We start from the raw sequence: 23,216 nt of genomic DNA on the forward strand, positions 1-23,216 counted from the left end.
GTACCGTCGATATGTTCGCTTGCAATACGCCCGCAAACAGAACACCGCATACCGTCATCAGCCCCTTCAGCCAACTCCTGGCTTCCATTATTCTCCCTCCTTTTTTCGTTTTATTTATAAAAAACTACACGAAAATGCCCATTTTAACTACTTTAACAAACAACTCAGGCCATCGCTTTTATTGAGCTTGCCAAACGGCTTTTATGTCTAGCCGCTTTATTCTTATGAATAATCCCTTTATCTGCAATAGAATCGAGAATACTCGTCGATTTTCTATAAACAGCTTGCGCTTGAGTTTTATCTCCCGACTCAATCGCTTTTCTAACGCTTTTGATCGCGGTTCTTAACCTTGATCGCAAACTAAAATTCCGCTCTCGCCTTGCAACGGTCTGTCTTGCCCGCTTTTTGGCTTGCGCTGTATTCGCCATAAATATTCAATTCCTCAATTTGAGTTGCTAAAAACCTCGGGATGTTACGTTTATTCTCGAGATATTGCAATAAAAATCCTAAGTCATAAAACCAAAAAACCCGCGATTAATCTCTTCCCTTTTATCACTGAATCGATTTAAGCTATTACCGGCGGCAGAAGCGAAACGATTGCGTTTTTTTCTTTGGTTGCTTCGCCCAATAAAGCAAAACCTTGAAGATTGCCCGCTTCATCTCTGAATAGAGCCTTGAGGCCATCTAGCTGAGCATCGATTTGCCAGCTACCTGGCATAGCAGGATCAGGTGGAGACACGATGGTCGGGCAAGCGGGTGTTTTAACCAATACTGGCATAGGCGGGTAACGGACGGGTGTGGCTGTTCCATTGATAGTGGCTGCTATTGCTCGCGCTGCGTGTGTAATTGGCATTACAAATGGCAACACTTTACCCTCCACCTCAGCACAATCCCCCAACGCGAAAATACTTGCATCTTGGGTTTGTAAAAATCGATTGGTCACTATGCCGCGATTAACATGAATACCCGTAGTTTGTGCTAGCGTTGTGCGTGGCCGCAAACCCACTGCCGACAAAACCAGGTCGACTTCTATCACCTGGTCATCAGCCAAAATTAATCGATAGCGATGCCCTCTTCGCTCGATAGATTGCGTTTGTGTATTCAAATGAAATTGGATACCCGCTGCCGCGAGCTTATCATGCAGATACTTACCCGCTTCTGTAGGGAGCAATCGACCCAAAGGCTGCATACTGATGTCTATTATGCGTACTTGGTAACCTGCTCCTGCTAGATCATTAGCAAATTCACAGCCGATTAAGCCTGCTCCAAGTATGGCGATTTCTTTTTTTCCTTCTAAGGCTTCGCGAAAGCGGCGATAATCATCGAGATCGTTTACAGACAAAATATCGTCGACCGCATCCCCTGATAAGGGCAATCGAATAGGATCGGCACCCACCGCTAACACCAATTTACTAAAAACTAGATGACCACCGTTCTCAAGTTTTATGGCTTTGTTCGCTTGATCAATTTCCTGGGCACGCGTATGCGTGTGTATCTCTATTTTTAGCTGGGCCGTCATTTGCGCGGCATCCGAATTCAAAATAGCAGCGGGCGTCTTACCTGTCGCTAACGCATTGGATAGCATCGGCTTGGAATAAAACCCGCCATGATCAGCAGATAACATAGTGATAGGAATATCGCTATTCAATTTACGTAACTCCCTAGCCACAGCGTAGCCTGCAAGACCACTGCCAATAACTACAACTGATTGCTGACTCATATCATCTCTACCATTTCGAAATCATCTTTGACTACTCCGCACTCGGGACAGGACCAACTCGCGGGGATTTCTTCCCAACGCGTTCCCGCCTCGATACCATGTTCTGGATCGCCTATCGATTCGTCATAAATAAACCCACATACCATGCACTGAAACTTTCGCATCGAATTATCAAACTCCTATTAGATTTTGCATATTTATACTCATCGCACCTCAAAATTCGGCATCTACACCTTCTCCCGCTGGAGAAGGTTGAATGAGGGGTGATAAAAATCCAATTTTGAGGTGTGAAGCGTATAATTGTTTCAATAATTGTACCCCAACGAATGAACTTGGTTCGCCTTTACTATTTTCACCATTTCATAATTCATGCTTGATAGAATACATGCCTCATTTTCGCCACTGAGGCAAAATTGAACCAATGTCTGGAAGGCTATTCAAATGTTCGTTAATAAAAAAACAACTAATAGGTAGAGTTAATCCATGAAACGTATTCTTTTATTCATTGCAACCAACCTAGCTATTTTAGTGGTACTCAGCATTACGTTGAGGATATTGGGTGTCGACCGTGTGCTTGATGCTGAAAGCGGTGGGTTGAACTATAACTCCCTGCTGGTATTCTCGGCTGTCATTGGATTCGGGGGCTCGCTTATTTCTCTCGCCATGTCTAAATGGAGCGCGAAACATATGACTGGCGCAGTTGTCATCGATATTCCATCGAATGCAACGGAAGGATGGCTGGTTGAAACTGTTCGTCGACAAGCTAAAGCATCCGGTATTGGCATGCCAGAGGTTGCTATCTACGATTCACCTGATGTCAATGCTTTTGCAACGGGTATGAGCCGCAATAATGCACTTGTTGCAGTGAGTACGGGTTTACTCCAGAAAATGGAGCGAGATGAAATCGAAGCCGTATTGGCGCATGAAGTCAGCCACATCGCCAATGGCGACATGGTGACACTGACCTTAATTCAAGGTGTGGTCAATACCTTTGTTATTTTCCTATCCAGAATCATCGGACATGCAGTCGATCGCATCATCTTCAAAACTGAAGAAGAACATGGTCCAGCCTATCTCATAACAAGTATCATTGCTCAGATCGTGCTGGGGATCCTTGCGAGTATCATTGTCATGTGGTTCAGCAGGCAGCGTGAATTCCGTGCAGATGCGGGCAGCGCAAAACTGGTCGGTCGGAATAAAATGATCGCGGCTCTTGAAAGATTGAAACAGCAGTATGAACCTTCTCATTTACCCGACAAAATGGCCGCGTTTGGTATCTCAGGAAAACAGAGCCAGATAGGTCGTCTATTTATGTCTCACCCTCCTCTCGATGAGCGTATTGCTGCTTTACGTGAGGCTGCGTATTGAGATAGTTACTATTTTTAATATTCGGTAGGATGCGGTTATGTGTATCCTACCGAATCGCAAAGTTTACGCAGAAACAGACTGGATTATCCTGTTGAATCTCATCAAGCGAGCTTATTCGAGCTTTTCTGTTTCATCTTCACCATTAAACTCGAAGCTCTCATCTGCCGGTGGGCTACCGTCATAAACCAAATTCTGACGGCGTTGTAAATAAGCATCGCGTACAAATTCGTATTTATCCAGGGCTGCTTCTTCCAATGTCTTGTCCGTATCGAGCATTTGAGCACGCGTATCAATCGCCCATCCAACTGAAGCAGGAAATCGAACAGTCAGAAAATCAAAATCAGGATAGATCGACCAGATTGGATGAAAAATAGAACTGTCCACCGCAATACCTACAGCGTCACGTATCGTACTCGGACCTAAGAAAGGTAATACAAGATAGGGTCCCGGGCCAATGCCATAACGGCCAAGTGTTTGGCCAAAATCTTCATTACGTTTACTTATGTCGATATCACTCACGGCGCTGATATCACTCGCAAGATCGATAATTCCAAACAAGCCAAATGTCGAGTTAATTACGACACGTGTTGCGCTAGCTGCCGCATCATCGAACTTGAGCTGCAGCAAAGCATTGGCCGTAATCACGACATCGCCAAAGTTTGAAAAAACATTACCAATTATCATTTCGAGCGGATCCGGTACAATCGCTCGATACCCCCTAGCGACTGGCTCCAGTACAAAATCATCCACTTTTTCATTAAATGCAAATACTGCTCGGTTCATTGATTCTAAAGGATCTCTCCGATTCTCGACCGAAGCACAACCAATCAGCATATACCCTAATAACATCAAAACCAGAAATCTATAGCGATATAAGATCATTTTACGTCTATTGTTTTTATTTGCGAACGGGGCATCTTGCCATATTTACGTATTTGCGACAACCTAATGATCACCTCTAAATTCGCGATTACCTTTTCTGATTTGTCTCACGCGATCAGGCGGTTGACGCGGAATACACGATTTTTCGTACAAACTAGCTTATTGAACCGGGGTTGGAGTTTCGAGCCATTTTTAGATAATCAAAGACAACCCGAGTATTTAGCGGACATTTTTCGTCATCTCAGGAGAATTGTTTCGCTTTGCTTCTTGTTTTTTGTCTGCCCTGATCATCAAGCGCACTGCACATAGTTTTTCCGTCAATAGCTAGGAGAGGCTCATCCAAATAGACTGATTGACTGCATACGAGCCTGGTTGGCCGGATTTTCCGATCCTTTTCGTTAAATAGAACGGCTATTCGTCTCAATTGATCGAAAAATCCAACTCAATCAATCTCATCCTCGCTACATCGCTATTCTCGGCCAGTCTTACCTAACTCATAATGATGCGGTGTTTCATACTGAATTGGATGCCACGATACGAATCATCAGTGCGCGTCTAATGACAAAGCAAGAGAAAAAGGTTTATGAAGAAGACCAAGGTAAAAGATGAACTTAATCATAATCTTGCAAAAAACTGTCAAGTGAGCAACTTGCAAAATTTAGGGATTAAGCAGAATTACTGGTTTGAACAGCCAACAAAAGCAAGATAGCCTGTCCATAAGTGATAAAGCTGAGTTATCAGAAACACAAAAATCATTAACAAATGAAAAGATTCCGGATGCCGGGAGCTGAGTGACATACCCGATTTGATCTAATACTCAAATGCCAGATTCTAAATAAGCGCTTCTTTCTGTGATTGCCACGGATGAATTTTACGAATTTTATTGCCTAGCGCGGTTTTAGCTTTATCAAGCTCATAGGCTTTTTGCAGGTTTAACCAAAGCTCAGGGCCGGTGCCAAAGAACTGTCCTAACCGCAAAGCAGTATCTGCTGTTAAATCCCGTTTGCCACGAATAATCTGTGAGATACGGTTTGGTGGCACATCAATTTGCCGCGCAAGCTCAGTGCGCGTCATACCAATTTCCGTTAATTCATCAGCGAGAAATTCGCCGGGGTGAATAGCTTCTCTAACCATCTTTGTTTACCTTTTCATAGACTGTTTCAGTGATAATCCACGATTTCCACATCAATTGCGCCTTCGTCCCACATAAAATACACGCGCCATTGTTGATTGATACGAATACTGTATTGTCCCACTCTATCGCCGGATAAGCGTTCAAAGCAATTGCTGGGTAATGCAACCAACGCTTCCAGCGTAATGGCGGCATCCAGTATTCGGAGACGCTTTTCCGCTTGGCGTTTAAAGCTGGAAAACGCCGCAACATGCTGACCGTCAAAGAGGCGCTGGGTTTTCCGGCATTTAAAGCTCTTTATCATTCTTAACCCTAACACGCATGACGTGTTACGTCAATCGTCAATATGATACGATAATTAAAATCAAGTTTAAGGGGACGGTGATTTACTAACTATGATAATGAAACTCTATATTATCCGATGGTTGGAGAAATAAATTATTGAAATATAAAATTTGTCCTGAGATGCGAAGGGTTAAGATAATTCTTCAAAAAACATCGTCTTTTCATGCAGATTGCAAACAACCCTACCTGTTTTTTCTTTTCGCATTTTCCTCCACACCACAAAGCCAGTAAGAATTGCTTGTTCCCATTGTTTAGGTGTAGCCTTCTTGACTTCAAGGTGTCTTGTTAATTGCCTGATTGTATGTAGTAATTGTTCATCTATCGTTTGAATTCCATCGTAAAAATTATGATTTCTAGCGTGTTCAAATACCAGTGCAGAAATTGCTTCATCAATTACAATAGCTCTTCCACCATCTTCTATTTCATTTATTAAATCATTGCTTCGCCTTTTTTTGTGCATTAATGCTCTGGCAGTGGGCGACCAGCCGAGTACAGTCACGTACGAGAAATGAAACAGGTCATGATATCTGTAGTAATCGTCTTCGTAGTGGTTATCACGAATTGGGTCGCCAAATTTTTGCCCGTTAATGAATATTTCAACACATTCTTTTCCATTGTTATCGACCCCTTCGTTAAACTCCGCTACGAATTCCCTAGGAAACTGCTCTGTCTCTTCAAATCCGTCATCAAAAAATTCACCTCCAAGGTTTAGCTGACCTTCGCTATGTAGATCAATCCACCTTTCTTTGGTTTTTTTCAGGTTGTATTCTAGAATTTCTGAGAGAGGAATTTTTTCTATAGTTGCAATTGATGTGAGATACCAAATGATATCGCCCAGTTCTTCCATTATTTTTTCACGAAAGATCGCGTAGCTGTCTCCATCACGTATTTTTTTCTTATATTCAGTAGATAAACCTCCAACTTCTCCATTGAGGCCAAGCATTACAATTGAAAGCGCCTTTTCGTGATCTTTATTGAATTGCATCGTCTCAGCAGCTTCAGCCTGATACTCATCTGCATTCATCTTTTACTCCTAATTGGATTTTCCATTTGGGGGGGAAAAAATATCTGATTGGTTCAGGATTCTGTTTAAAGCGCTGCTTAATGCGTGTTCTTCCAGAAAAACCGGATAGATTTGGATGCGCAACACGACAGTATTTATCTACTTCACAAAAAATATTTTGTATATCTATATACTGTAACGGACGATTTCCGATTTTTTTAAAGTCAAGCCCTAGTCGTTCGAATTCTAGTTCTTGCCTATCCGTCATCATTTTGATGATATCCGTTTCCGATAAGCCACCAAGCTTAGAAAAGCATTTCTTGATTCCGTCCCTAGCTCCCGGCCCGGGAATAGTAAATTCTGTTTCGTTAAAGTCGATTAGGTCACTATAGTTCAGGTCAGTCACGTATTGGTATGCTAGAAATCTGCCGATTAAAGGGTAATCAAGAAGTAATGCATATGCTTGCATCATCTTTTTGCATGATGCTACTTTGTCTGCCAAATTTTCATCTAGCATTCTCTTTAAAAGAATTAGATGCGCATGATGCTTTCTTGTTACATTAAATTCTTTACATCCAGAGGCCATCATATAAGCGTTCGAATACAATGTCCTGCCACTGTTCATTTCACTGTCTAGAAAAGTTCTAAAAGAATCCAAATTAAAATTATCGACATTTAGATCGCCAAATTTATTTTCCAATAACTGCCATGTCTCAATTTTGTTAAAAAGCTTGAACAATATCACTCTGAACAAAATATCATTTGCTGTACGTTTGTTACAGTTCTGGTAGATTACGTTTTTTATTAGATACTGGCTTACTCTGTCACATGCCCGATACACATTGGTAAACTTGAATTCTTGAATTATTGAATCTTTTGTAAATGGAGGGTTTTCAACTTTAAGTCGCGCAAAAAATACGTTTTGTCGTTCGTAAGCGAATCTCCAGAAAGTGTCATATGCTATTGTAGGCTTGGCGGGATCGAGTTTAATAATAATATCAGTCTGTTTCGACATATTTTCTATACTTATTTGTAAAATTTCTGGCTTCAGTTTTATTCATTCTCCCCAGTTCAAGTACACTAGCGATACAATTGACTTCATCTAGCTCAAGCCCCATTTTACCGGCCATAAAATTCCCAAGATTTCGTAACCCAACATAGTTACCATACCCTCTATTAGTAAGATGCTGCATGGCATATATAGCGTTGATAGTCATTTTTCCACTTTTTTTCGGAATAAAGCAGACCTGCTGTAAGCAAGGGAAGCCTCTCATTGTTTGGGATGTATGATCAATCGAAGGGTCGAATGTCAAAGCTATTAATGCGGAACGCCTATGCACAGGTTTTCTCACGCCTTCTACACCGTTATATGTGTCTATAATATGCTTAAGCTGATTGATTGGTTGGCCGCTTGCCTCATTGAAAGCAATTAAACGTCTAAAGTAATGTCCATTTCTATTTTGTTTATCTTTTTTTACATGCTTCCAGATATTTTCAAAGCGTTCAAAGACTGTGCTCTGATCACCAGTAGCTAGGCTTTTCGGAAATATCGTGCTGGCAGTTGTTTCAAATGAGTTCTGCCCTATACGTTTAAGAAACTCATTGAGATCATTTTCCAGTTCTTCTTGATAGTCAGGGACTGAATTGTTGACAGCAAAATTCGCCACGAGTGGTGCAATTTCTGTACTCGCACTATCAGCTATAGCAATCAGTATTTTTAGCCAGCATTCTGTTATTGAATTTCCACGTACAATCATTCTTCCTCGTATTTGTATTGATAAAGCCCTTGGAACTTGTGTTGACTAGCTTTCAAAAAACAACTCCAATCCTCACTAAAAATACGCGTGATACCAGGCGCCGTTGCCACATAAATAATTTGTTGGCTATTTGAAACATGCTTAAGAATTTGCGGCCCATCAACGGAAAGTGTTTTTGAGGATACGATATAGTCGCCGACTTCAAGCTCAATTGCTTTTTCGTCCCACCAATTTCCAATATTGAAAACTTGTGATTTCACTTCCAACCCACTAATAGAATGGCGTATATCCGATAGTTTTGAAGAGATGAGTTTCTGATAGTGTCTATAAGGGATTAGTCGAAGATTTATGTATAAATGGGTTGCAAATGCCTGATATGAAACACCGAAATATTTGGACAACGTATAAGCATCAACCGAAGTAATACTATCTGCGCTAATGCCATAGAGAAGTAATGTCCTATTTACAGCTGAAGATGGCATCAGAAGCATGCTTGCGAAGAAGTCAGCCTCTTGTTCTTCTTGTTTGTTGGACCCACACTCCAGAATTTCATCAATCACGGTGCCATGTTTAAGAACGTGATGTCCTATTTCATGAGCACATGTGAATCGTTTGCGCCCCTCGGGCCTTTCAGCAGAAATTAAAATAAGATTTTTATTTGCAATATACATACCTTCAAAAGAAGGAATTTTTATAAAACGAAGATCGAATCCCATCGCCTCACACAAAGAGTAAGGGCACACAGGTAGATGCGGATCAATACCCAAGAAGGTTTTTCTTGTTTTGAGCGCTTTAGCTGTAATTTGCGCTGCCCTAATTTTTTCCATCCTTATTCTCCGAAGCCTTTATCATCTTAATGGTGTTAATCAAAGCTTCAATGTCCTCATCTTTCATTGAACTTAGTTCACGGGCAGCAGCTAAGATAGACTGATCAATTTTATCTTCATTCACTTTTCCTTCAGTTATCCAAGTAATTTCAACACCGTACAAATTTGCCAGTTTGAGCAATTCATCAGATTTAACATTTCTACGGCCTGCTTCAATTTCACTAATAGTAGGGCGATGCATTCCAAGCCGTTTTGCTGCTTGTCCTTGAGAAAGCCCGGCCATTTCTCTAGCAGAACGAAGCCTATTGGCGATCTCCAGTTTACTCATTTTGTTTTTTCCTTTGTAAATTGATATATTGATCTCACCATTGACGAAACAGTAATATCTTCCAGATTAATATTTGAAAAAATTTTTTCAGGAGGTAATTCACATTCTATTTTTTCCTCAATGCTCATCAAGACTTCGATAGCTCTGAGGCTATCAAAACCAGCTAGATCAGAAGCTGGCTTAGTGCTATTAGTGATGTCTGGGATCGACTCTCCTGATAGCTCAAGATTATCTCTAAGAGATTGAATTACAATATATTCCAATTCCTGTATAGTCATAATTTCCCCCATTTATTACCAACGGTAAGAATATATTACCGGCGGTAATATATATTGTCAAGCTTCTAAATTTTTAGCTCATTGTTCTATTGGGAATGCTAGTGTTATGCAGGGATGAAAAATCAAAAGATGGCATCAACTCAGTATACGGCTGCTCGAGGGGATAGATAAAGGTTGTAAATTAATCTCTTTGAAGGGCGTTTTACGACTATTCATTTTTAATATGCGTATAGCAAAGGAAGACAATTCTTCCAAGCGGTGAGTGTGATAATACAGCGATACATTTTAATGGTGCATGAAGGCTCAATGCCGAATGCGCCACTATGCCGGGGGTATGCAACAGGGGCGCGCAGCGGGCCCCTTTGCCAAGATGGCGTCGTGCGGAAAAATCGAAGATTTTGTAGTACAACGCACAGCTTGCGTGTAACGGGAAGCGACGTAGGACAATAGCGTTTTGTAGCACAAAATGGAGACGCGACCAAACAAGACCCGTTTGATCGTTGCAATCATCGGCCAAAGACCAGAGAGCTGGTCCTACTTTGTTGGACAGATTTGCGGCGAAGTTAAGCTACAAATCGTTGGTTTATGTCATGCCGCTTGTCTTGTGTTTTGTTCCTCCGGGTGCAGGGCGTAGCCCAAGGCCGGAGGAACAAAATTTCGTCCATCATAAACCTCATCCGGCGTACGTCCATCAAAAGTTGAATGGGGCCGCTGCGCATTGTAAAACGCCAGCCAATGCCCGATTTCCCGCCTTGCCCGAAGGCCGTTATCAAAGGCGTTCAGATAGACGCACTCATATTTCAAAGACCGCCAGAGCCGCTCGATAAACACATTGTCCATCCACCTTCCTTTGCCATCCATTGAGATTTTGATACCGTTTTCCTTCAAAAGCCCGGTAAATTCAAAGCTCGTGAACTGGCTGCCCTGATCGGTGTTGAAGATTTCCGGCCTGCCGTAGCGGGCCAGAGCCTCTTCCAGAGCCTCGACGCAAAAGCCTGTATCCATCGTGTTGGACAGACGCCAGGACAGCACCTTGCGGCTATACCAGTCCATAATCGCCACCAGGTATAAAAAGCCTCTGCGTACCGGAATATAGGTAATATCCGCACACCAGACCTGACCCGGACGGGCAATATCCAGCCCTTTCAGCAAGTACGGATAGATCTTGTGCCCGGGGTGCGGATCAGACGTGCGCGGCCTTTGATAAACCGCTTCAATCCCCATTTGCCGCATCAGCCTGCGCACACGGTGACGGCCAACATTATAACCCTGACGCCGTAAATGCCGCGCCATCTGACGGGAGCCGTAATACGGCGCAGCCAGAAACTGCTCGTCGATCAACCGCATCAGCTTTAAATTGAGCGGGGTCTCGCCCTTCGGATCGTAATACCAGCCAGACCGGCTGATCGATAGCAGGCAGCACTGCGCCGTGATGCTCAGATTGTCATTGCCCGGCTCTACCATTTCCTGACGCCTCCTAACCCCAACCGGCTGGAGGCATCTGCTAAAAAATCACGTTCCACCGTCAATTGCCCGATTTTTGCGTGGAGCGCTTTGACCTCTGCTTTATGATCCTTCTCCTGAACCTCCAGCTTACCGGAAAAGCCAGCCTCCATTGACGCCAGGGCTTCTTTCTTCCAACGGTGGATGACGTTCGCATGCACGCCATAACGCGCCGACAGCTCCGCCACGCTCGCATCCTCGCGTAACGCCGCCAATGCCACCTGCGCTTTAAATTTTGCAGGGTAGTTCTTCCTTGTTTTGCTCATTTTATTGACCCTCCTTCGGTCATAAAATGTAGCTTAACAAACTGTCCGAATTCTTGGGACCACCTCTAACGCCATTGATGCGGCGCAGGTGGAAATGGCCGATTCACTGCGGCGCATCATGGTGAATGTGCATCTGATACTGAGCATAGCCTATCCGGATAGCCCGATTTCCAATCCACCCGGTTCAGGCTCCCCGCAAACCATTCGCGCATTGATGCATAAGCGCAATTATCTGGAGTAAATCATCATGAAAGAAATCAAACATGTGGTATTGACCGACAAAGAATACGCTTATGTCGCCGTTGCCATGAATCATATAAAAAAGACGGCGCAACAGGCGCTATGGCTGCTGTTTCCGACAGCTTTATCCCTGCTGATTTTTCTCTGCGCCGCTGGAATCGAGGTTGCAATCGCCTACGGCGTATTCAGCGGCTTGCTGCAAGGTATCGAAGACCCGGTGGTGGAACATTCAGCGGGATTATTGTCGTTGACGGCGATAGTCGCCATGCTAACCTACCACTGGATCAGCAAGGATCATCCGGATGCATGGCCGGTACGCCTGATCCGCAATCTCAGCACTATATTCGCGCCGTTTTACGTACTGGCTGGCGGCCTGTTCTTGGGCATACTGCTATTTCCCGGCGCGGTTGCCACGGCCACCACAGGCACACCCGACACGATTTTCGGGTTGCCGGTGGAACAGGCCGATGCCGGTTCAATAGGACAAGCCATCGTCACGTGGCTGCAAGACAACATGGTGCTTGCCGCACCGTTTTTTGTCGCGGGCGTCATGGGCATTTCGATAATGGGTTTGTTTGTAGGCGGCCAGTGCATAGGTACGATCTTCACGAATGCCTCAACTATTTATCATGCCCTGTCCAACCAGAAGATCGCCAAACAGGCATGGGGACAATTTCAGACGGATATCAACATTTATCCCAAAACTGTAAAGGCATACGACCGGCTTAAAAACTGGACTGACAGTGCGCTCAGAAACAAGGCGGCGTTGATGATCGCCGGTTTGGCCGGTCAATTTGTACAACGCGCCGAGTCGGCAATCGAGAACAATCCTGCACTACAGACTGGCAATGACGAGCCGGATTCGGCGTTAAGCCGGTTTTTCGGCAAACAGCCTGATCTGGGGCATATCAAGCCCCGCATTGAAACCCTCAAAACACTCACTGCAAAAAATATTCGCAGTGTCATCGACCGCAATCTTAAATAAAGGAGAACCAAATCATGAAATTCAAGATGAAATTCACTACATTATCTTTACTGACCGCACTGGGCGGTACAAGTTACGCACAAACGCCTATACATGTGACATTTGCGCTGGATCGGTCTTCGTCCAACCCGAATGAAGTTAAAACATTCCGCGATGCCGCTGCAAGACATGCCAAGGATACAGTTTCAGCATTGAAAATGGGCGATACCGTAGCCGTTATGGCTTTCGGCGATGGCGGCTTGAGCAATTTCCAGCTAACAAAGCGTGTGAAACTGTCGGCGCGTATGCGGCCTTCACAAGTCGGGGGTGCGTTGGAAAAAGCCATTATTGCGAAAGCCGAAGAAGCGGCAAACAAACCGCAAAACGAAACCCGCCTGATGTCTTTTCTGGAGGAATCTCACCGGGAATTCCAGTGCGCGTCCGGTAATGCCAAGGTGATTGTCTATACCGACGGTATCGAGCATTCGGCGGAACTGACGGGCAAACAATTTGTGCTCGATAAAAAACCGCTTCCCGATCCGACACCTGGCATCCTTTCGGGGTGCCATGTAGAGTTTATCGGCGTCGGTCTGGGCGTCAACGGCGCACTGCAACGGCCTGAGAAAAGACACATCACAGATGCATGGTCTGCATGGATGGAAAAAGCCGGTGCGACCTTTGAAGCCCGATCCAACCTTTAACGGGTTGGACGGTTTTTACTGAGCTGCATTAACCATGCATCAACAATACCCCAACAATCAACCGCCACCCAGCCTGCTCATGGTTGCAGGCATAGCAGCCGGGCTGGTGTGGTGGTCGATGAACCTGAACCCGCCGCTGGTGAACGGTCAGATTGACGGTTTCTCGGCGCTGATACATTTTATGGCGGGACTGTTCTGTCTCCATACGGTTATTCGGCTGCTGGAAAATCTTTCGCACTTTATCGACTTTCTTTCCAGCCGCAGACCGATGGGACAACACGGCACTGCCGCATGGGCGAAAGTCAGGGACTACAAAAACGCACTAACCAAAAACAAACGCGGCCCATTCTGGGGGCGTGCGCTGGACGGTTCCCGGCCTGCTTTATTCTTTGATTTCGTTAGTAATTCAATGACAGTCGCACCAGCAGGCTCCGGTAAAGGTATTTATACCGTTGTGACCAATATTATGAGTATCCGGCACAGCAAGGTCGTGGCTGATTTCAAGGGTGAGCTGGTCTGCATGTGCAAGGCCGCACTGGAAAAACGCGGCGAGATTGTGCGTGTCCTCAATCCCGGCAATCTGTGGCAGAACATTATCGGTCAAAGCGGTTCCTGCAATCCGCTCGATATTATCGCAGACGATCTCACGCGGCCCGGCGGTTTACGGGATGTAATGGACGATTTGCGGGAAATGGGTTCGCAAATCCTGCCCGAACCGGGTGACAAGGAAGGAGAAAATACCTACTTCCGCGAAGGCAGCCGCCGTCTCATTGCCGATGCAATTTTGTTTGAAGTCATGGTCGATTTGTATGACGCTACGCTGTCATCTGTGGCACTGCTCATCGAAAACCGCACCCGTCTGGAAGATATGGCGCGATGGGTGGCCGGAGTCGATATCGAAGACAAACTGCACCCGGACGGCCCGTTTCCGATTGAACATACCGAATGGGCAAAAGCGCATGATCCGCAGAATGTTGCAGAATTTGCCGCTCTAGTCAGAGCCAGAGCGAAAAACCTGATTGCACTTATGTCGGGCGGTGACAATCGTACATTCGATTCATTTATTACCGGCGCACAGCAGGCGCTTGCACCGTTTGCATTCGGCAGACTGGCCCCGGCCATGGGACGTTCGACGTTTCGCATGAGCGATCTTAAGGAAGGCAAGAAGCCGACAACATTATTTATCGTTGCGGACGCCAGCCGTATGGAAGCCTACAAGGCATTTGTCGGTCTGGTGCAATGGTGCTGTATGACGGCGGTAAAACGCCATGAAAACAAGGCACGGCCTGTCTGTTACATACTGGACGAAGCGACGAATTACAAAGTCAACGGGCTGGAAAATCTGCTCACATGGGGTCGTTCTTATGGGCTGCGTTTGCATTTAATCTTTCAGGACTTGGCCGCATTTGAGCGCACTTACGGTAAGACCGCGCTTGATACCTTGTTAAGCGAGACGGAAATCAAGCAATTCCTGCCCGGGCAACGCTCGCCCAAAACACTGGAACTCATCTCAAAACAACTGCTCGGCGATCAATCCATGATGGCAATCGGCACCAGCCGTTCTGTCGATCAACCCGGTTTAAGCGAGAATTTGAGCGAAGCGGGCCGACCGCTCGCCACACCGGATGAAATCCGGCGCATGAAGGCAGGGATTCTGTTTGTACGCCAGCACCGCCCGATTGCGTTCGAGCCGGTGTCATACGCCGAGATCGAGCCGTGGCGCTCACAGGTCGGTATCAACCCGTTCCACGGCAAGCCCTTCAAGAAGAAAGTCAAAATCAGATTATAGGAGGTCACAAACATGAAAACCTATTCACCCGGAAAATTCCGCCCGCTGTCATGGCTCTCATTGCTGTTGCGCGGTATCGCCTATGTACTGCGCCACTGGCTTGTCATCCTGATTGCCGTGCTGGTGATCTCGCCGGTCGGGCCGCATCTGCTGGTCTGGTACACGTATAAGGATTACGGCGCATACAAGGATATGAACGATTGCGTTTACCTGGGCGGTCGCGGACTGGTCAAGCGCCATGACGGCGATAACTGCCCGGTCATCGTCATCATCGACCGGCGCATAGAGCGCTAATTTCAACTGAACATTCTCATTTTATAAACCCGCTTCCCGGCATGCCTGCATCCGGGACGGATACGATTTATGCAGGCGATTTGATTTTAAGGAGATAACAATGAGCGACGAACATTCAAACACGGGCCGCAAGCCCGACCAGATTGCGTATTCGGTGAAAGAATCGCCCGATGGCAAGGGATACTGGAACAGAGTAGGAGCACTTTTCTATCACCGTGACGGTCATGGCGCGGAACTGGTTCTGGACAGCATCCCGGTTAACGGACGTATCACGCTGCGCGATCAGCGCGACCAGCGCATGCAGGATTATCAGGACGAGCGTGAGGCGCGTCAGCCGGTGAAGCAGACCCGGACGCGTGATTATGGCCGCGAACGATAACAGTGGCGGCAACAGAAATCCCAACCGCGAAGTATATCCGCGAACGGCAAGCTATGCCGGAAAACACCCGGAACTGGCGGGTGACATGCCCGCCGGTTTCCGTGCAGCGCTGTCACCCCGCCGCGCATTCAACGATGTCCGCGAGCACACAGGGCGCGGTTCTGAAATGATACGGCGGGACAAGCCGTTTCCCGAGCTTCGTCCCGAAGACGAACAGGCTCCCATCCGTGAAGCGTTTAACCGCGCATGGCTGCGCGAACAGCGTGAAGCGCGGATGGCCGATCTGGAACGGCAACGCGAGGAACGGCGGATGATTGAACAGGCCGAACGTGCAAAGCAACAGGATTTTGAAGCGCAAGCGCCTGTGCAGCACGTACCGGAGCGTTAGGTTCGATCTGCCGGTTGATCCGAAAAACCGTTGCAGGAAAAACCGGATTTAACCCCGGAAAACTTGGCGGCTGAGACGTTTTTTAATTGCCAACTCAAGGAAAATATGTTCTCTTTTTGTTCGTGTTGGGTGTTTTTTTTAAACGACAGGAAGGGGCACGACAGATGAATGGATAAACCGCAAGGCAGGGCCTTGCCATAAGGAAAACGCTATGAACGACGAAACGACAACGCAGGAAAAAAGCAAACAGGAAGCCATACCCGTCCCGGTACTGGATGTCGATGCCTACCGCGCCGACTGGACGGATTTGGAATTAACCCCCGAACAGGAAAAAGAACTCCTGCTGATCCTGTGGGACATGATGCGCACATTATGCGATCTCAATCTGGAAATGGATGCGGTGCAGATGATCATGCCGCCGTCATTGTACAAAGCCTTCAATGACGAAACCGATGAAAATTTGAACGAGGCGGAGCAGCAGCTCGATCAAAATACAGATATACAAACCAGCACAAGGAGCAAACCCAATGGATAAAGCCGTGATTTATTGCCGGGTGTCCACCAAGCGGCAGACCAAGGCCGGAGACGGCCTTGCGTCGCAGGCCACGCGCTGCCGTGAATTTGCCCGCTACCGCAATCTCGAAGTGATCGAGGTATTTCAGGATTCGCAATCCGGCTCGCTGATCGACCGGCCCGGCATGCAGGACATGCTTAAATTCCTGCGTGCGCACCGCAAAGACAATCTGACGGTGATCATCGACGATCTGAGCAGGCTTGCGCGTGGCATGGAAGCGCATATTCACCTGCGTACCGCAATTGCCGAAGTGGGTGCCAAGCTGGCTTCGCCCAGCATTGAATTTGGCGAAGATTCGGATTCCGTATTGGTGGAGCATCTGCTGGCCAGCGTCTCGCAGCACCACCGGCAGAAAAACGCCGAACAAACCCGTAACCGCCGCCGTGCGCGGATGCTGAACGGCTATTGGGTGCATTTTGCGCCGATTGGTTACAAATACGTCTCAAAACCCGGTCACGGCAAGGTGCTGGTGCGTGATGAGCCGCTGGCCAGCATTATCGCCGAAGGGCTGGAAGGGTACGCCAGCGGGCGCTTTCAGATCAGGGCGGAAGTCAAACGCTTCTTCGAACAGTTCCCGGAGTTTCCCAAAGACGCTAACGGCGAAGTCAAGAACGAGCAGATCAACCGGATATTCAGCCGGGTGATTTATGCCGGTCATATTCAATCGGATGTGATGGACGTATCGTTGCGTCCGGCGCAGAACGAACCGCTGATTTCGCTGGAAACGTTCCAGAAAATCCAGCAGCGCATGCAGGAAAAACCCAAGATACCCGCGCGTAAGGATTTGAACGAAGACTTCCCACTCAGGGGCGCGGTGCGGTGCTCTGATTGCGACAACCCGTTAACGGCCTGCTGGACGAAAGGGCGCAGCAAGCACTACCCCTATTATTACTGCTTTACCAAAAGCTGCGAGAGCTACGGCAAGGCTATTGCCCGCGAGAAAATCGAAGGGGAATTTGTCAGCCTGTTGCACAAGCTGGAGCCTTCCGCGCCGCTGTTCAAGACCGCGAGCAAGATGTTCGAGACATGGTGGCGTTACCGGCAGGCGCAAATTGAACAGCGCGGGCAATCGCTTGAACGTGAGATTCAGAAGCTGGACGGCAAAATAGAGCAATTGATGGACAGGCTGGTTGAAACGGACAGCGATTCGATGGTCAAGGCGTATGAGAACCGGATCAAGAAGCTTGAAACCGACAAGGCGGTACTCGTTGAAAAATCGTCTCAATCGCTGCGCCCGATGCGTTCTTACGATGCGGCACTTAGAACCGCGCTGGATTTTATCTCAAACCCGCATAAACTCTGGGATTCAGGGCGGCTGGACAACCGCCGCGCGGTGCTGAAACTCGCCTTTCCGGGTGGGTTTCAATACCATAGAAATACAGGACTTAGAACCGCTGAAACCCCATTACCTTTCAAGGTGTTAGGCATGCTTACAGATAAAAAAAATCATCTGGCGGAGAGAGAGGGATTCGAACCCTCGATAAGCTTTTTGAGCCTATACTCCCTTAGCAGGGGAGCGCCTTCGACCACTCGGCCATCTCTCCTCGAGAACCCGCAAGCATAACGGGTTAAAAATACCAGGTCAAATTTTTATATTCTCTAAAAATATTAGAAATATTAGAGCTCTTGATCTAAATCAAAAGCCTTGTGAAGGACTCTGACAGCAAGCTCCATATATTTCTCGTCTACGACAACAGAAATTTTGATCTCCGATGTGGTGATCATCTGAATATTGATACCTTCTTCTGCTAATACACGAAACATTTTGCTCGCAATACCGGCATGAGAGCGCATACCCACACCGACTACAGAAACTTTGGCTATCTTATCACCCCCGATGATGTCTCGCGCACCAATATGAGGCAGAATCTTGTTCTTCAGGATATTCATGGTATTAGCAAATTCACCACGATTCACGGTAAAGGAGAAATCTGTAGTTCCATCATGGCCTACATTTTGGATGATCATATCCACATCGATATTGGCATCTGCAACAGGACCCAGAATCTGATAAGCAATGCCGGGATGATCGGGTACACCCAAGATTGTTATTTTTGCCTCGTCACGATTAAAAGCAATGCCAGAAATAACAGCCTGTTCCATATTATTTTTATCTTCCTCAAAAGTGATCAGAGTCCCCTCACCTTCCTCTTCAAAGCTCGAGAGCACCCTGAGCTTGACTTTATATTTGCCAGCGAACTCAACAGACCGTATTTGCAAAACTTTCGAGCCTAGGCTTGCCATTTCTAGCATTTCTTCGAAAGTGATCGTTTTCAGCCGTCTTGCTTCGGGCACAATACGAGGATCTGTCGTATAGATTCCATCCACGTCTGTATAAATTTGACATTCATCCGCTTTTAACGCAGCGGCGAGCGCGACACCAGTCGTATCGGACCCTCCCCGCCCAAGCGTTGTAATATTATTTGCTTCATCGATACCTTGAAAACCCGCAACCACGACAACGTTGCCTGCTTTGAGATCAGCACGAATTCTTTCTTCGTCAATTTTTAAAATTCGTGCTTTAGTATGTGCGCTGTCGGTCAATATGCGAACTTGCGATCCCGTATAGCTTTTGGCTTTTATATTGATTTCCTTCAAGGCCATTGCCAATAACGCTATGGTCACTTGCTCGCCCGTAGAAACCATTACATCAAGCTCACGCGGATCAGGATTTGCCTGAATCTCTTTGGCTAATGCGATAAGTCGATTTGTTTCCCCGCTCATAGCAGAGACTACGACAATCAACTCGTGCCCAGCCGCATAATATTTCGCTACACGCCGGGCTACATTTTTGATACGCTCAGCACTGCCGACCGATGTTCCACCATATTTTTGAACAAAAAGCGCCACTGAATTAACCGATCTTTGACTTGAAATGAAAACTCATGAAATGAGGTTTGAATTCTACACATTTCTTAAAAAGAACTCTATCTTATTATCATAAAATTAGATAAAAAATACTTGCGGGATCACTATGTTGGCTTGTAATATCACAAAGACGATCTATATCGTCGTAGTGTTTGATACCTTGAGATAAAAATGACATGGCGGAGCAGAAATACGTAATCAGACAACAGGATAAAAACGCTGCGGTGAGTTACTTGGATCAACAGATCGCTAGCAATCCTCAGTGGTTATCCCATGATGACGCGAAGCGCTCAATCGCTGAACGCGAGTATCGGGATGCTAAATTCGAGTCAATAACCTTGAATGACTGGTGCTGGAAATGGTTGGATGAAATCCGGTGGGCACAACTCAAGAACGCTATTCAAGCCGCAAGAGATCGAATCGAAAGCCAGAAATACCGGCCGCAACTTAAAACAATTAGTCTCACGCACAATGCATGGCAGATTCTCACTGATTTGGCAAAACATGATGAGGCTACGCTTTCAGAGGTCATTATCAAGAGATTAGGCGGCGAACAGCTAAATTCATACGATCAACCCGAAAAGCGCAGATACATCAATATCAATAAATCCAATTAATTCTGCTAAAGTTTATAGTAACGCTTTATGCTTTGTAATTCCTTGCAACTATTTGTAAGCACATGAAATCCTGGTATAAAAAGAAAAATTAGAATTGGCCTACGCCTGTGCTTAGCTGTCGTATTTGCTCATACATGCTATTCTAAATAAGTTGTCGTAATCATACTGCTTACCCATGCTGCCTTCTTTCATATTTACGGCACTGAGCCATGTCTTAAATGGTGAATCCTGGGCGCGCAAGCGTCTTCAACCCCATGCCGGCAAGACGATTCAATTTGCTATTTTTTCGTCTAGCGATCTAGTTGCACTTATACAAAGTGACGGAAAAATTACGGCAATTCCATTTTCAAATACCACTGCTACAGCCAACACAAGCTTAACTATCCCACCTTCATTGCTGTTACGCCTCATCGCCCGTGATGCAAGCGCGATTCAAGAAATAAATATATCCGGTGATAGGCTGCTTGCTGATGAATTATTAACTATCATCAGAAGCCTACATTGGGATATAGAACATGACTTAAGCCCCTTTTTAGGAGATATCCTTGCCCATCGCCTAACACAGACAGGACAAACGCTACTCCGCTGGCAATCGCAGAGTTTATTGAACGTTTCGCAAGCGATGATCGAGTATTTATCTGAGGAAAAGCCCATCTTATCAAATCAAGCAAGCATCGATCATTTTGTTGCTGAAATCAATACACTTAACGAGCAGGTAGCTTCTTTAGAAGAAAGAATAGACACTCTAAGCAGTTCATTAGCTTCAGCCGAAAAGAGCGGCGTTACTTTACAAACAGGGAGCAAGGAAACAAGTTAGAATAGCGCGATAGATTATTACCACGACGCTTCCACTTACACGAGCTCCTTGTTGATCAAAAGAAGAATAAATGCGCTTTTTTCGCTTATTTAAAATCATTCTAATCGCATTACGTTTCGGCTTAGATGATATTTTACTGAGTCATCCCCGCCTGCGTCTATTTCGCCCCCTTACCCTGCTGGTGCCATTTCGGTCAAGACTGAAATTGCCACGCGCCATGCGCTTGCGATTGGCTCTAGAAAAGCTGGGGCCTATTTTTATTAAATTTGGCCAAATGCTATCTACTCGGCGCGATTTATTGGCTCAAGACTTTGCTGATGAGCTCGCGAAGCTCCAAGACCAAGTACCCCCTTTTGCGTCCGATCTTGCCATCGCCACTTTAGAAAAAGTTTATCAAAAACCGATCAGTCAAGTTTTTCTGGAATTTGAGAAACAGCCTATTGCGAGCGCATCAGTCGCTCAAGTTCATTATGCTGTTTTGCATGATGGCACTGAAGTTGCCGTCAAGATTTTGCGCCCTTCTATTGCTCCCATCATTGCACATGATATTTCCTTAATGGAAACCGGTGCATGGCTGCTTGAATCGATATGGCCTGATGGCAAACGTTTAAAGTTGCGGGAAGTCGTCACAGAATTTGCACGGCATTTGGGAGATGAGCTTGATTTGATTCGTGAAGCTTCTAATTGTAGTCAATTGAGACGAAATTTTTTAGATTCCCCCCTGCTACTTGTCCCAGAAGTATACTGGGATTACTGCCATACGGAAGTAATGGTCATGCAGCGTGTAGATGGTATTCCGATCAGCCATGTCGAAGAACTTCGTAAACGCGAAATTGATATCCCACAACTTGCACGCGTCGGCGTGGAAATTTTTTTTACACAAGTATTCCGAGACGGTTATTTTCATGCGGATATGCACCCAGGTAACATTTTCGTCGGATTGGATGGACGCTACATTGCCGTCGACTTTGGCATTATGGGAACACTTAGTGATGAAGATAAAAATTATTTAGCTCAGAACTTTTTGGCTTTTTTTCGCCGTGATTATCGACGTGTCGCGCAAGCACATGTTGAAGCGGGCTGGGCCCCGAGAAACACGCGCGTAGACGACTTTGAAGCAGGCATCCGCGCTGTTTGTGAACCCATTTTCGACAGACCATTAAAAGAGATCTATTTCGGACGCGTTTTATTACGGTTATTTCAAGTATCCCGCCAGTTCAATGTTGAAATTCAGCCTCAGTTAGTTTTACTGCAAAAGACCTTGCTCAATATCGAAGGATTAGGGCGAGATCTCGATCCTGATCTCGATTTATGGAAAACCGCCAAACCCTTCTTGGAAAATTGGATGGCAGAACAAGTCGGTTGGCGAGGTTTGATTAGCCATCTTCAAAAAGAAGCACCTAACTGGGCGGCTATGTTGCCGGAATTTCCACGATTGATCCACTATCACTTGAGTCAAGAACGCGCCCAAGTGCTCGAAGATCGACTCGCCGATCTCGTTGCACAAGAAAGAAAACAGAGTAAGCTGCTTGCATTGCTTGCAGCATTGTTAGCGGCCTTACTGCTCGCACAGGTTTATTTTTAATGAAAAATTTAATTAAACCAAGAATGCAACTCGAATTTAGGAAAAACCTCTATAGGATGTCGGCTACTATTCACCACAGAATACAGCAAACAAAGCGGGTTAAATCGACTTCTAGACTCACCGCACCTCAAAATTCGGATTTTACCATCCCTTATCCAACCTTCTCCCAGCAGGAGAAGGTATACATGCCGAATTTTGAAGTGCGAAGTGTATAAAGATACAGTCCAATAAGTGATTTCTACCTAGTTATTACGCACAAAAAATAGAATAAGGGAAAACTTCATGGCATATTATCAGAGACATGTTTTTTTCTGCGTTAATCAACGAGAAAATGGGGAAGCTTGCTGCAATGATCACAATGCTCAAGCGATGCGTGATTATGCGAAAGAACGCATTAAAGCATTAAATATGAGTGGGAAAGGTAAAATACGCATCAATAATGCTGGTTGCCTTGATCGCTGCAGCGAAGGTCCTGTCATTGTCATCTACCCTGACGATATCTGGTACACCTATGTCGATCAAGAGGATATCGATGAAATTATTGATGAACACTTAATCAATGGCCGCCCTGTTGATCGTCTAAAAATCTAA

The 23,216-nt window shown here is 45.8% G+C and carries 30 protein-coding genes, 1 tRNA gene and 2 pseudogenes; 16 read left to right on the plus strand and 17 right to left on the minus strand.

What is annotated here, in order from left to right:
* Positions 1-185 (plus strand): hypothetical protein (locus C8R30_RS16100; protein WP_218143458.1); only part of this gene is annotated, 185 nt, incomplete at its 5' end.
* Here the strand turns inward: C8R30_RS16100 and rpsT are convergent.
* The 3 genes from rpsT to C8R30_RS06335 all read right to left on the minus strand — a co-directional run bounded on the left by rpsT (position 165) and on the right by C8R30_RS06335 (position 1,884).
* Positions 165-428 (minus strand): 30S ribosomal protein S20, encoded by a 264-nt coding sequence (gene rpsT, locus C8R30_RS06325; protein ID WP_090669926.1) that lies wholly within the window; start codon positions 426-428, stop codon positions 165-167. The two genes, C8R30_RS16100 and rpsT, sit on opposite strands and share 21 nt — an antisense overlap.
* 137 nt (positions 429-565) lie before the next feature.
* Positions 566-1,720 (minus strand): NAD(P)/FAD-dependent oxidoreductase, encoded by a 1,155-nt coding sequence (locus C8R30_RS06330; RefSeq protein WP_107789782.1) that lies wholly within the window; start codon positions 1,718-1,720, stop codon positions 566-568.
* A complete protein-coding gene (locus C8R30_RS06335) occupies positions 1,717-1,884 on the minus strand; it encodes a rubredoxin (protein ID WP_090669932.1) in 168 nt (55 codons plus the stop codon). The genes C8R30_RS06330 and C8R30_RS06335 overlap by 4 nt, the downstream gene beginning before the upstream one ends.
* 319 nt (positions 1,885-2,203) lie before the next feature.
* Between C8R30_RS06335 and htpX the strand changes: the two genes are divergently transcribed.
* Complete coding sequence (gene htpX / locus C8R30_RS06340; RefSeq protein WP_090669935.1) at positions 2,204-3,088, plus strand: protease HtpX; 885 nt, start codon at positions 2,204-2,206, stop codon at positions 3,086-3,088.
* Positions 3,089-3,199: 111 nt separating this feature from the next.
* Here the strand turns inward: htpX and C8R30_RS06345 are convergent, their stop codons facing one another.
* The 10 genes from C8R30_RS06345 to C8R30_RS06395 all read right to left on the minus strand — a co-directional run bounded on the left by C8R30_RS06345 (position 3,200) and on the right by C8R30_RS06395 (position 11,409).
* Positions 3,200-3,970 (minus strand): MlaA family lipoprotein, encoded by a 771-nt coding sequence (locus C8R30_RS06345; protein WP_090669938.1) that lies wholly within the window; start codon positions 3,968-3,970, stop codon positions 3,200-3,202.
* 831 nt (positions 3,971-4,801) lie between these two features.
* A complete protein-coding gene (locus tag C8R30_RS06355; protein WP_090669948.1) occupies positions 4,802-5,104 on the minus strand; it encodes a HigA family addiction module antitoxin in 303 nt (100 codons plus the stop codon).
* 26 nt (positions 5,105-5,130) lie between these two features.
* A complete protein-coding gene (locus C8R30_RS06360) occupies positions 5,131-5,406 on the minus strand; it encodes a type II toxin-antitoxin system RelE/ParE family toxin (protein ID WP_107789784.1) in 276 nt (91 codons plus the stop codon).
* Between the two features lie 171 nt (positions 5,407-5,577).
* Positions 5,578-6,471: a nucleoside triphosphate pyrophosphohydrolase family protein gene (locus tag C8R30_RS06365; protein WP_107789785.1), complete on the minus strand. Its 894-nt coding sequence runs from the start codon at positions 6,469-6,471 to the stop codon at positions 5,578-5,580.
* Positions 6,458-7,465 carry a nucleotide kinase domain-containing protein gene (locus tag C8R30_RS06370; RefSeq protein ID WP_107789786.1) on the minus strand — a complete coding sequence of 336 codons (1,008 nt, stop codon included), beginning with the start codon at positions 7,463-7,465 and terminating at the stop codon, positions 6,458-6,460. Before C8R30_RS06370 ends, C8R30_RS06365 begins: the two co-directional genes overlap by 14 nt.
* On the minus strand, positions 7,449-8,207 hold the full coding sequence (locus C8R30_RS06375; protein ID WP_107789787.1) for a hypothetical protein: 759 nt from the start codon (positions 8,205-8,207) through the stop codon (positions 7,449-7,451). The genes C8R30_RS06370 and C8R30_RS06375 overlap by 17 nt, the downstream gene beginning before the upstream one ends.
* Positions 8,204-9,034 carry an ImmA/IrrE family metallo-endopeptidase gene (locus tag C8R30_RS06380; RefSeq protein ID WP_107789788.1) on the minus strand — a complete coding sequence of 277 codons (831 nt, stop codon included), beginning with the start codon at positions 9,032-9,034 and terminating at the stop codon, positions 8,204-8,206. The genes C8R30_RS06375 and C8R30_RS06380 overlap by 4 nt, the downstream gene beginning before the upstream one ends.
* Positions 9,021-9,362 (minus strand): helix-turn-helix domain-containing protein, encoded by a 342-nt coding sequence (locus C8R30_RS06385; RefSeq protein ID WP_219908823.1) that lies wholly within the window; start codon positions 9,360-9,362, stop codon positions 9,021-9,023. Before C8R30_RS06385 ends, C8R30_RS06380 begins: the two co-directional genes overlap by 14 nt.
* Positions 9,359-9,640 (minus strand): acyl carrier protein, encoded by a 282-nt coding sequence (locus C8R30_RS06390; RefSeq protein ID WP_181258706.1) that lies wholly within the window; start codon positions 9,638-9,640, stop codon positions 9,359-9,361. The genes C8R30_RS06385 and C8R30_RS06390 overlap by 4 nt, the downstream gene beginning before the upstream one ends.
* A 588-nt stretch (positions 9,641-10,228) precedes the next feature.
* Positions 10,229-11,409 (minus strand): IS3 family transposase gene (locus C8R30_RS06395; RefSeq protein ID WP_107789790.1). Its coding sequence is split into 2 segments (ribosomal slippage): positions 10,229-11,139 and positions 11,139-11,409, totalling 1,182 coding nucleotides; the frame shifts between segments, so codons are not numbered across the junction.
* A gap of 94 nt (positions 11,410-11,503) precedes the next feature.
* Between C8R30_RS06395 and C8R30_RS15830 the strand changes: the two genes are divergently transcribed.
* The 9 genes and pseudogenes from C8R30_RS15830 to C8R30_RS16635 all read left to right on the plus strand — a co-directional run.
* Entirely contained in the window at positions 11,504-11,650 is a 147-nt protein-coding gene (locus C8R30_RS15830; RefSeq protein WP_181258707.1) for a hypothetical protein, read from the plus strand.
* A gap of 6 nt (positions 11,651-11,656) precedes the next feature.
* The gene (locus tag C8R30_RS06400) at positions 11,657-12,634 is read left to right on the plus strand and encodes a hypothetical protein (RefSeq protein ID WP_107789791.1); all 978 of its coding nucleotides are present in this window, start codon (positions 11,657-11,659) and stop codon (positions 12,632-12,634) included.
* A gap of 14 nt (positions 12,635-12,648) precedes the next feature.
* Entirely contained in the window at positions 12,649-13,314 is a 666-nt protein-coding gene (locus C8R30_RS06405) for a hypothetical protein (protein ID WP_107789792.1), read from the plus strand.
* Positions 13,315-13,495: 181 nt separating this feature from the next.
* The gene (locus C8R30_RS06410; RefSeq protein ID WP_181258708.1) at positions 13,496-15,103 is read left to right on the plus strand and encodes a type IV secretory system conjugative DNA transfer family protein; all 1,608 of its coding nucleotides are present in this window, start codon (positions 13,496-13,498) and stop codon (positions 15,101-15,103) included.
* A 12-nt stretch (positions 15,104-15,115) separates the two neighbouring features.
* On the plus strand, positions 15,116-15,397 hold the full coding sequence (locus tag C8R30_RS06415; RefSeq protein WP_107789794.1) for a hypothetical protein: 282 nt from the start codon (positions 15,116-15,118) through the stop codon (positions 15,395-15,397).
* Positions 15,398-15,497: 100 nt separating this feature from the next.
* Complete coding sequence (locus C8R30_RS15835; RefSeq protein ID WP_181258709.1) at positions 15,498-15,776, plus strand: hypothetical protein; 279 nt, start codon at positions 15,498-15,500, stop codon at positions 15,774-15,776.
* Positions 15,760-16,164: a hypothetical protein gene (locus C8R30_RS15840; RefSeq protein WP_107789795.1), complete on the plus strand. Its 405-nt coding sequence runs from the start codon at positions 15,760-15,762 to the stop codon at positions 16,162-16,164. Before C8R30_RS15835 ends, C8R30_RS15840 begins: the two co-directional genes overlap by 17 nt.
* A 211-nt stretch (positions 16,165-16,375) precedes the next feature.
* Positions 16,376-16,699, plus strand: coding sequence for a hypothetical protein (locus C8R30_RS06430; protein ID WP_107789796.1), 324 nt, complete (start codon positions 16,376-16,378; stop codon positions 16,697-16,699).
* Positions 16,692-17,132 (plus strand): annotated as a pseudogene (locus C8R30_RS16635) (recombinase family protein); the annotation flags it as partial. The gene C8R30_RS06430 and the pseudogene C8R30_RS16635, both read left to right, overlap by 8 nt.
* Before the next feature lie 48 nt (positions 17,133-17,180).
* Here C8R30_RS16635 and C8R30_RS16390 read toward each other — a convergent pair.
* Positions 17,181-17,396: a hypothetical protein gene (locus C8R30_RS16390; protein ID WP_107789797.1), complete on the minus strand. Its 216-nt coding sequence runs from the start codon at positions 17,394-17,396 to the stop codon at positions 17,181-17,183.
* 90 nt (positions 17,397-17,486) lie between these two features.
* Here C8R30_RS16390 and C8R30_RS16640 point away from each other — a divergent pair.
* Positions 17,487-17,642, plus strand: a pseudogene (locus C8R30_RS16640) (recombinase zinc ribbon domain-containing protein); the annotation flags it as partial.
* Here C8R30_RS16640 and C8R30_RS06445 read toward each other — a convergent pair.
* From C8R30_RS06445 to C8R30_RS06455, 3 genes are all read right to left on the minus strand, one after another.
* Positions 17,580-17,963 carry a hypothetical protein gene (locus C8R30_RS06445; RefSeq protein ID WP_107789798.1) on the minus strand — a complete coding sequence of 128 codons (384 nt, stop codon included), beginning with the start codon at positions 17,961-17,963 and terminating at the stop codon, positions 17,580-17,582. The pseudogene C8R30_RS16640 and the gene C8R30_RS06445 overlap by 63 nt on opposite strands.
* 226 nt (positions 17,964-18,189) lie before the next feature.
* Positions 18,190-18,282: transfer RNA gene (locus C8R30_RS06450), tRNA-Ser, on the minus strand.
* Between the two features lie 73 nt (positions 18,283-18,355).
* Positions 18,356-19,588, minus strand: coding sequence for an aspartate kinase (locus C8R30_RS06455; protein ID WP_090669960.1), 1,233 nt, complete (start codon positions 19,586-19,588; stop codon positions 18,356-18,358).
* Positions 19,589-19,782: 194 nt separating this feature from the next.
* On the opposite strand from C8R30_RS06455, the gene C8R30_RS06460 reads away from it, so the two are divergent.
* The 4 genes from C8R30_RS06460 (at position 19,783) to C8R30_RS06475 (ending at position 23,216) form a co-directional block, all read left to right on the plus strand.
* Positions 19,783-20,223: a hypothetical protein gene (locus C8R30_RS06460; protein ID WP_090669962.1), complete on the plus strand. Its 441-nt coding sequence runs from the start codon at positions 19,783-19,785 to the stop codon at positions 20,221-20,223.
* 175 nt (positions 20,224-20,398) lie between these two features.
* The gene (locus tag C8R30_RS06465) at positions 20,399-21,040 is read left to right on the plus strand and encodes a ubiquinone biosynthesis accessory factor UbiJ (protein WP_090669965.1); all 642 of its coding nucleotides are present in this window, start codon (positions 20,399-20,401) and stop codon (positions 21,038-21,040) included.
* A 70-nt stretch (positions 21,041-21,110) separates the two neighbouring features.
* Positions 21,111-22,625: a ubiquinone biosynthesis regulatory protein kinase UbiB gene (gene ubiB, locus C8R30_RS06470; RefSeq protein WP_090669968.1), complete on the plus strand. Its 1,515-nt coding sequence runs from the start codon at positions 21,111-21,113 to the stop codon at positions 22,623-22,625.
* Between the two features lie 282 nt (positions 22,626-22,907).
* Positions 22,908-23,216: a (2Fe-2S) ferredoxin domain-containing protein gene (locus C8R30_RS06475; protein ID WP_090669972.1), complete on the plus strand. Its 309-nt coding sequence runs from the start codon at positions 22,908-22,910 to the stop codon at positions 23,214-23,216.

It is taken from the genome of Nitrosomonas nitrosa (assembly GCF_003051105.1).
GTDB lineage: Bacteria > Pseudomonadota > Gammaproteobacteria > Burkholderiales > Nitrosomonadaceae > Nitrosomonas > Nitrosomonas nitrosa.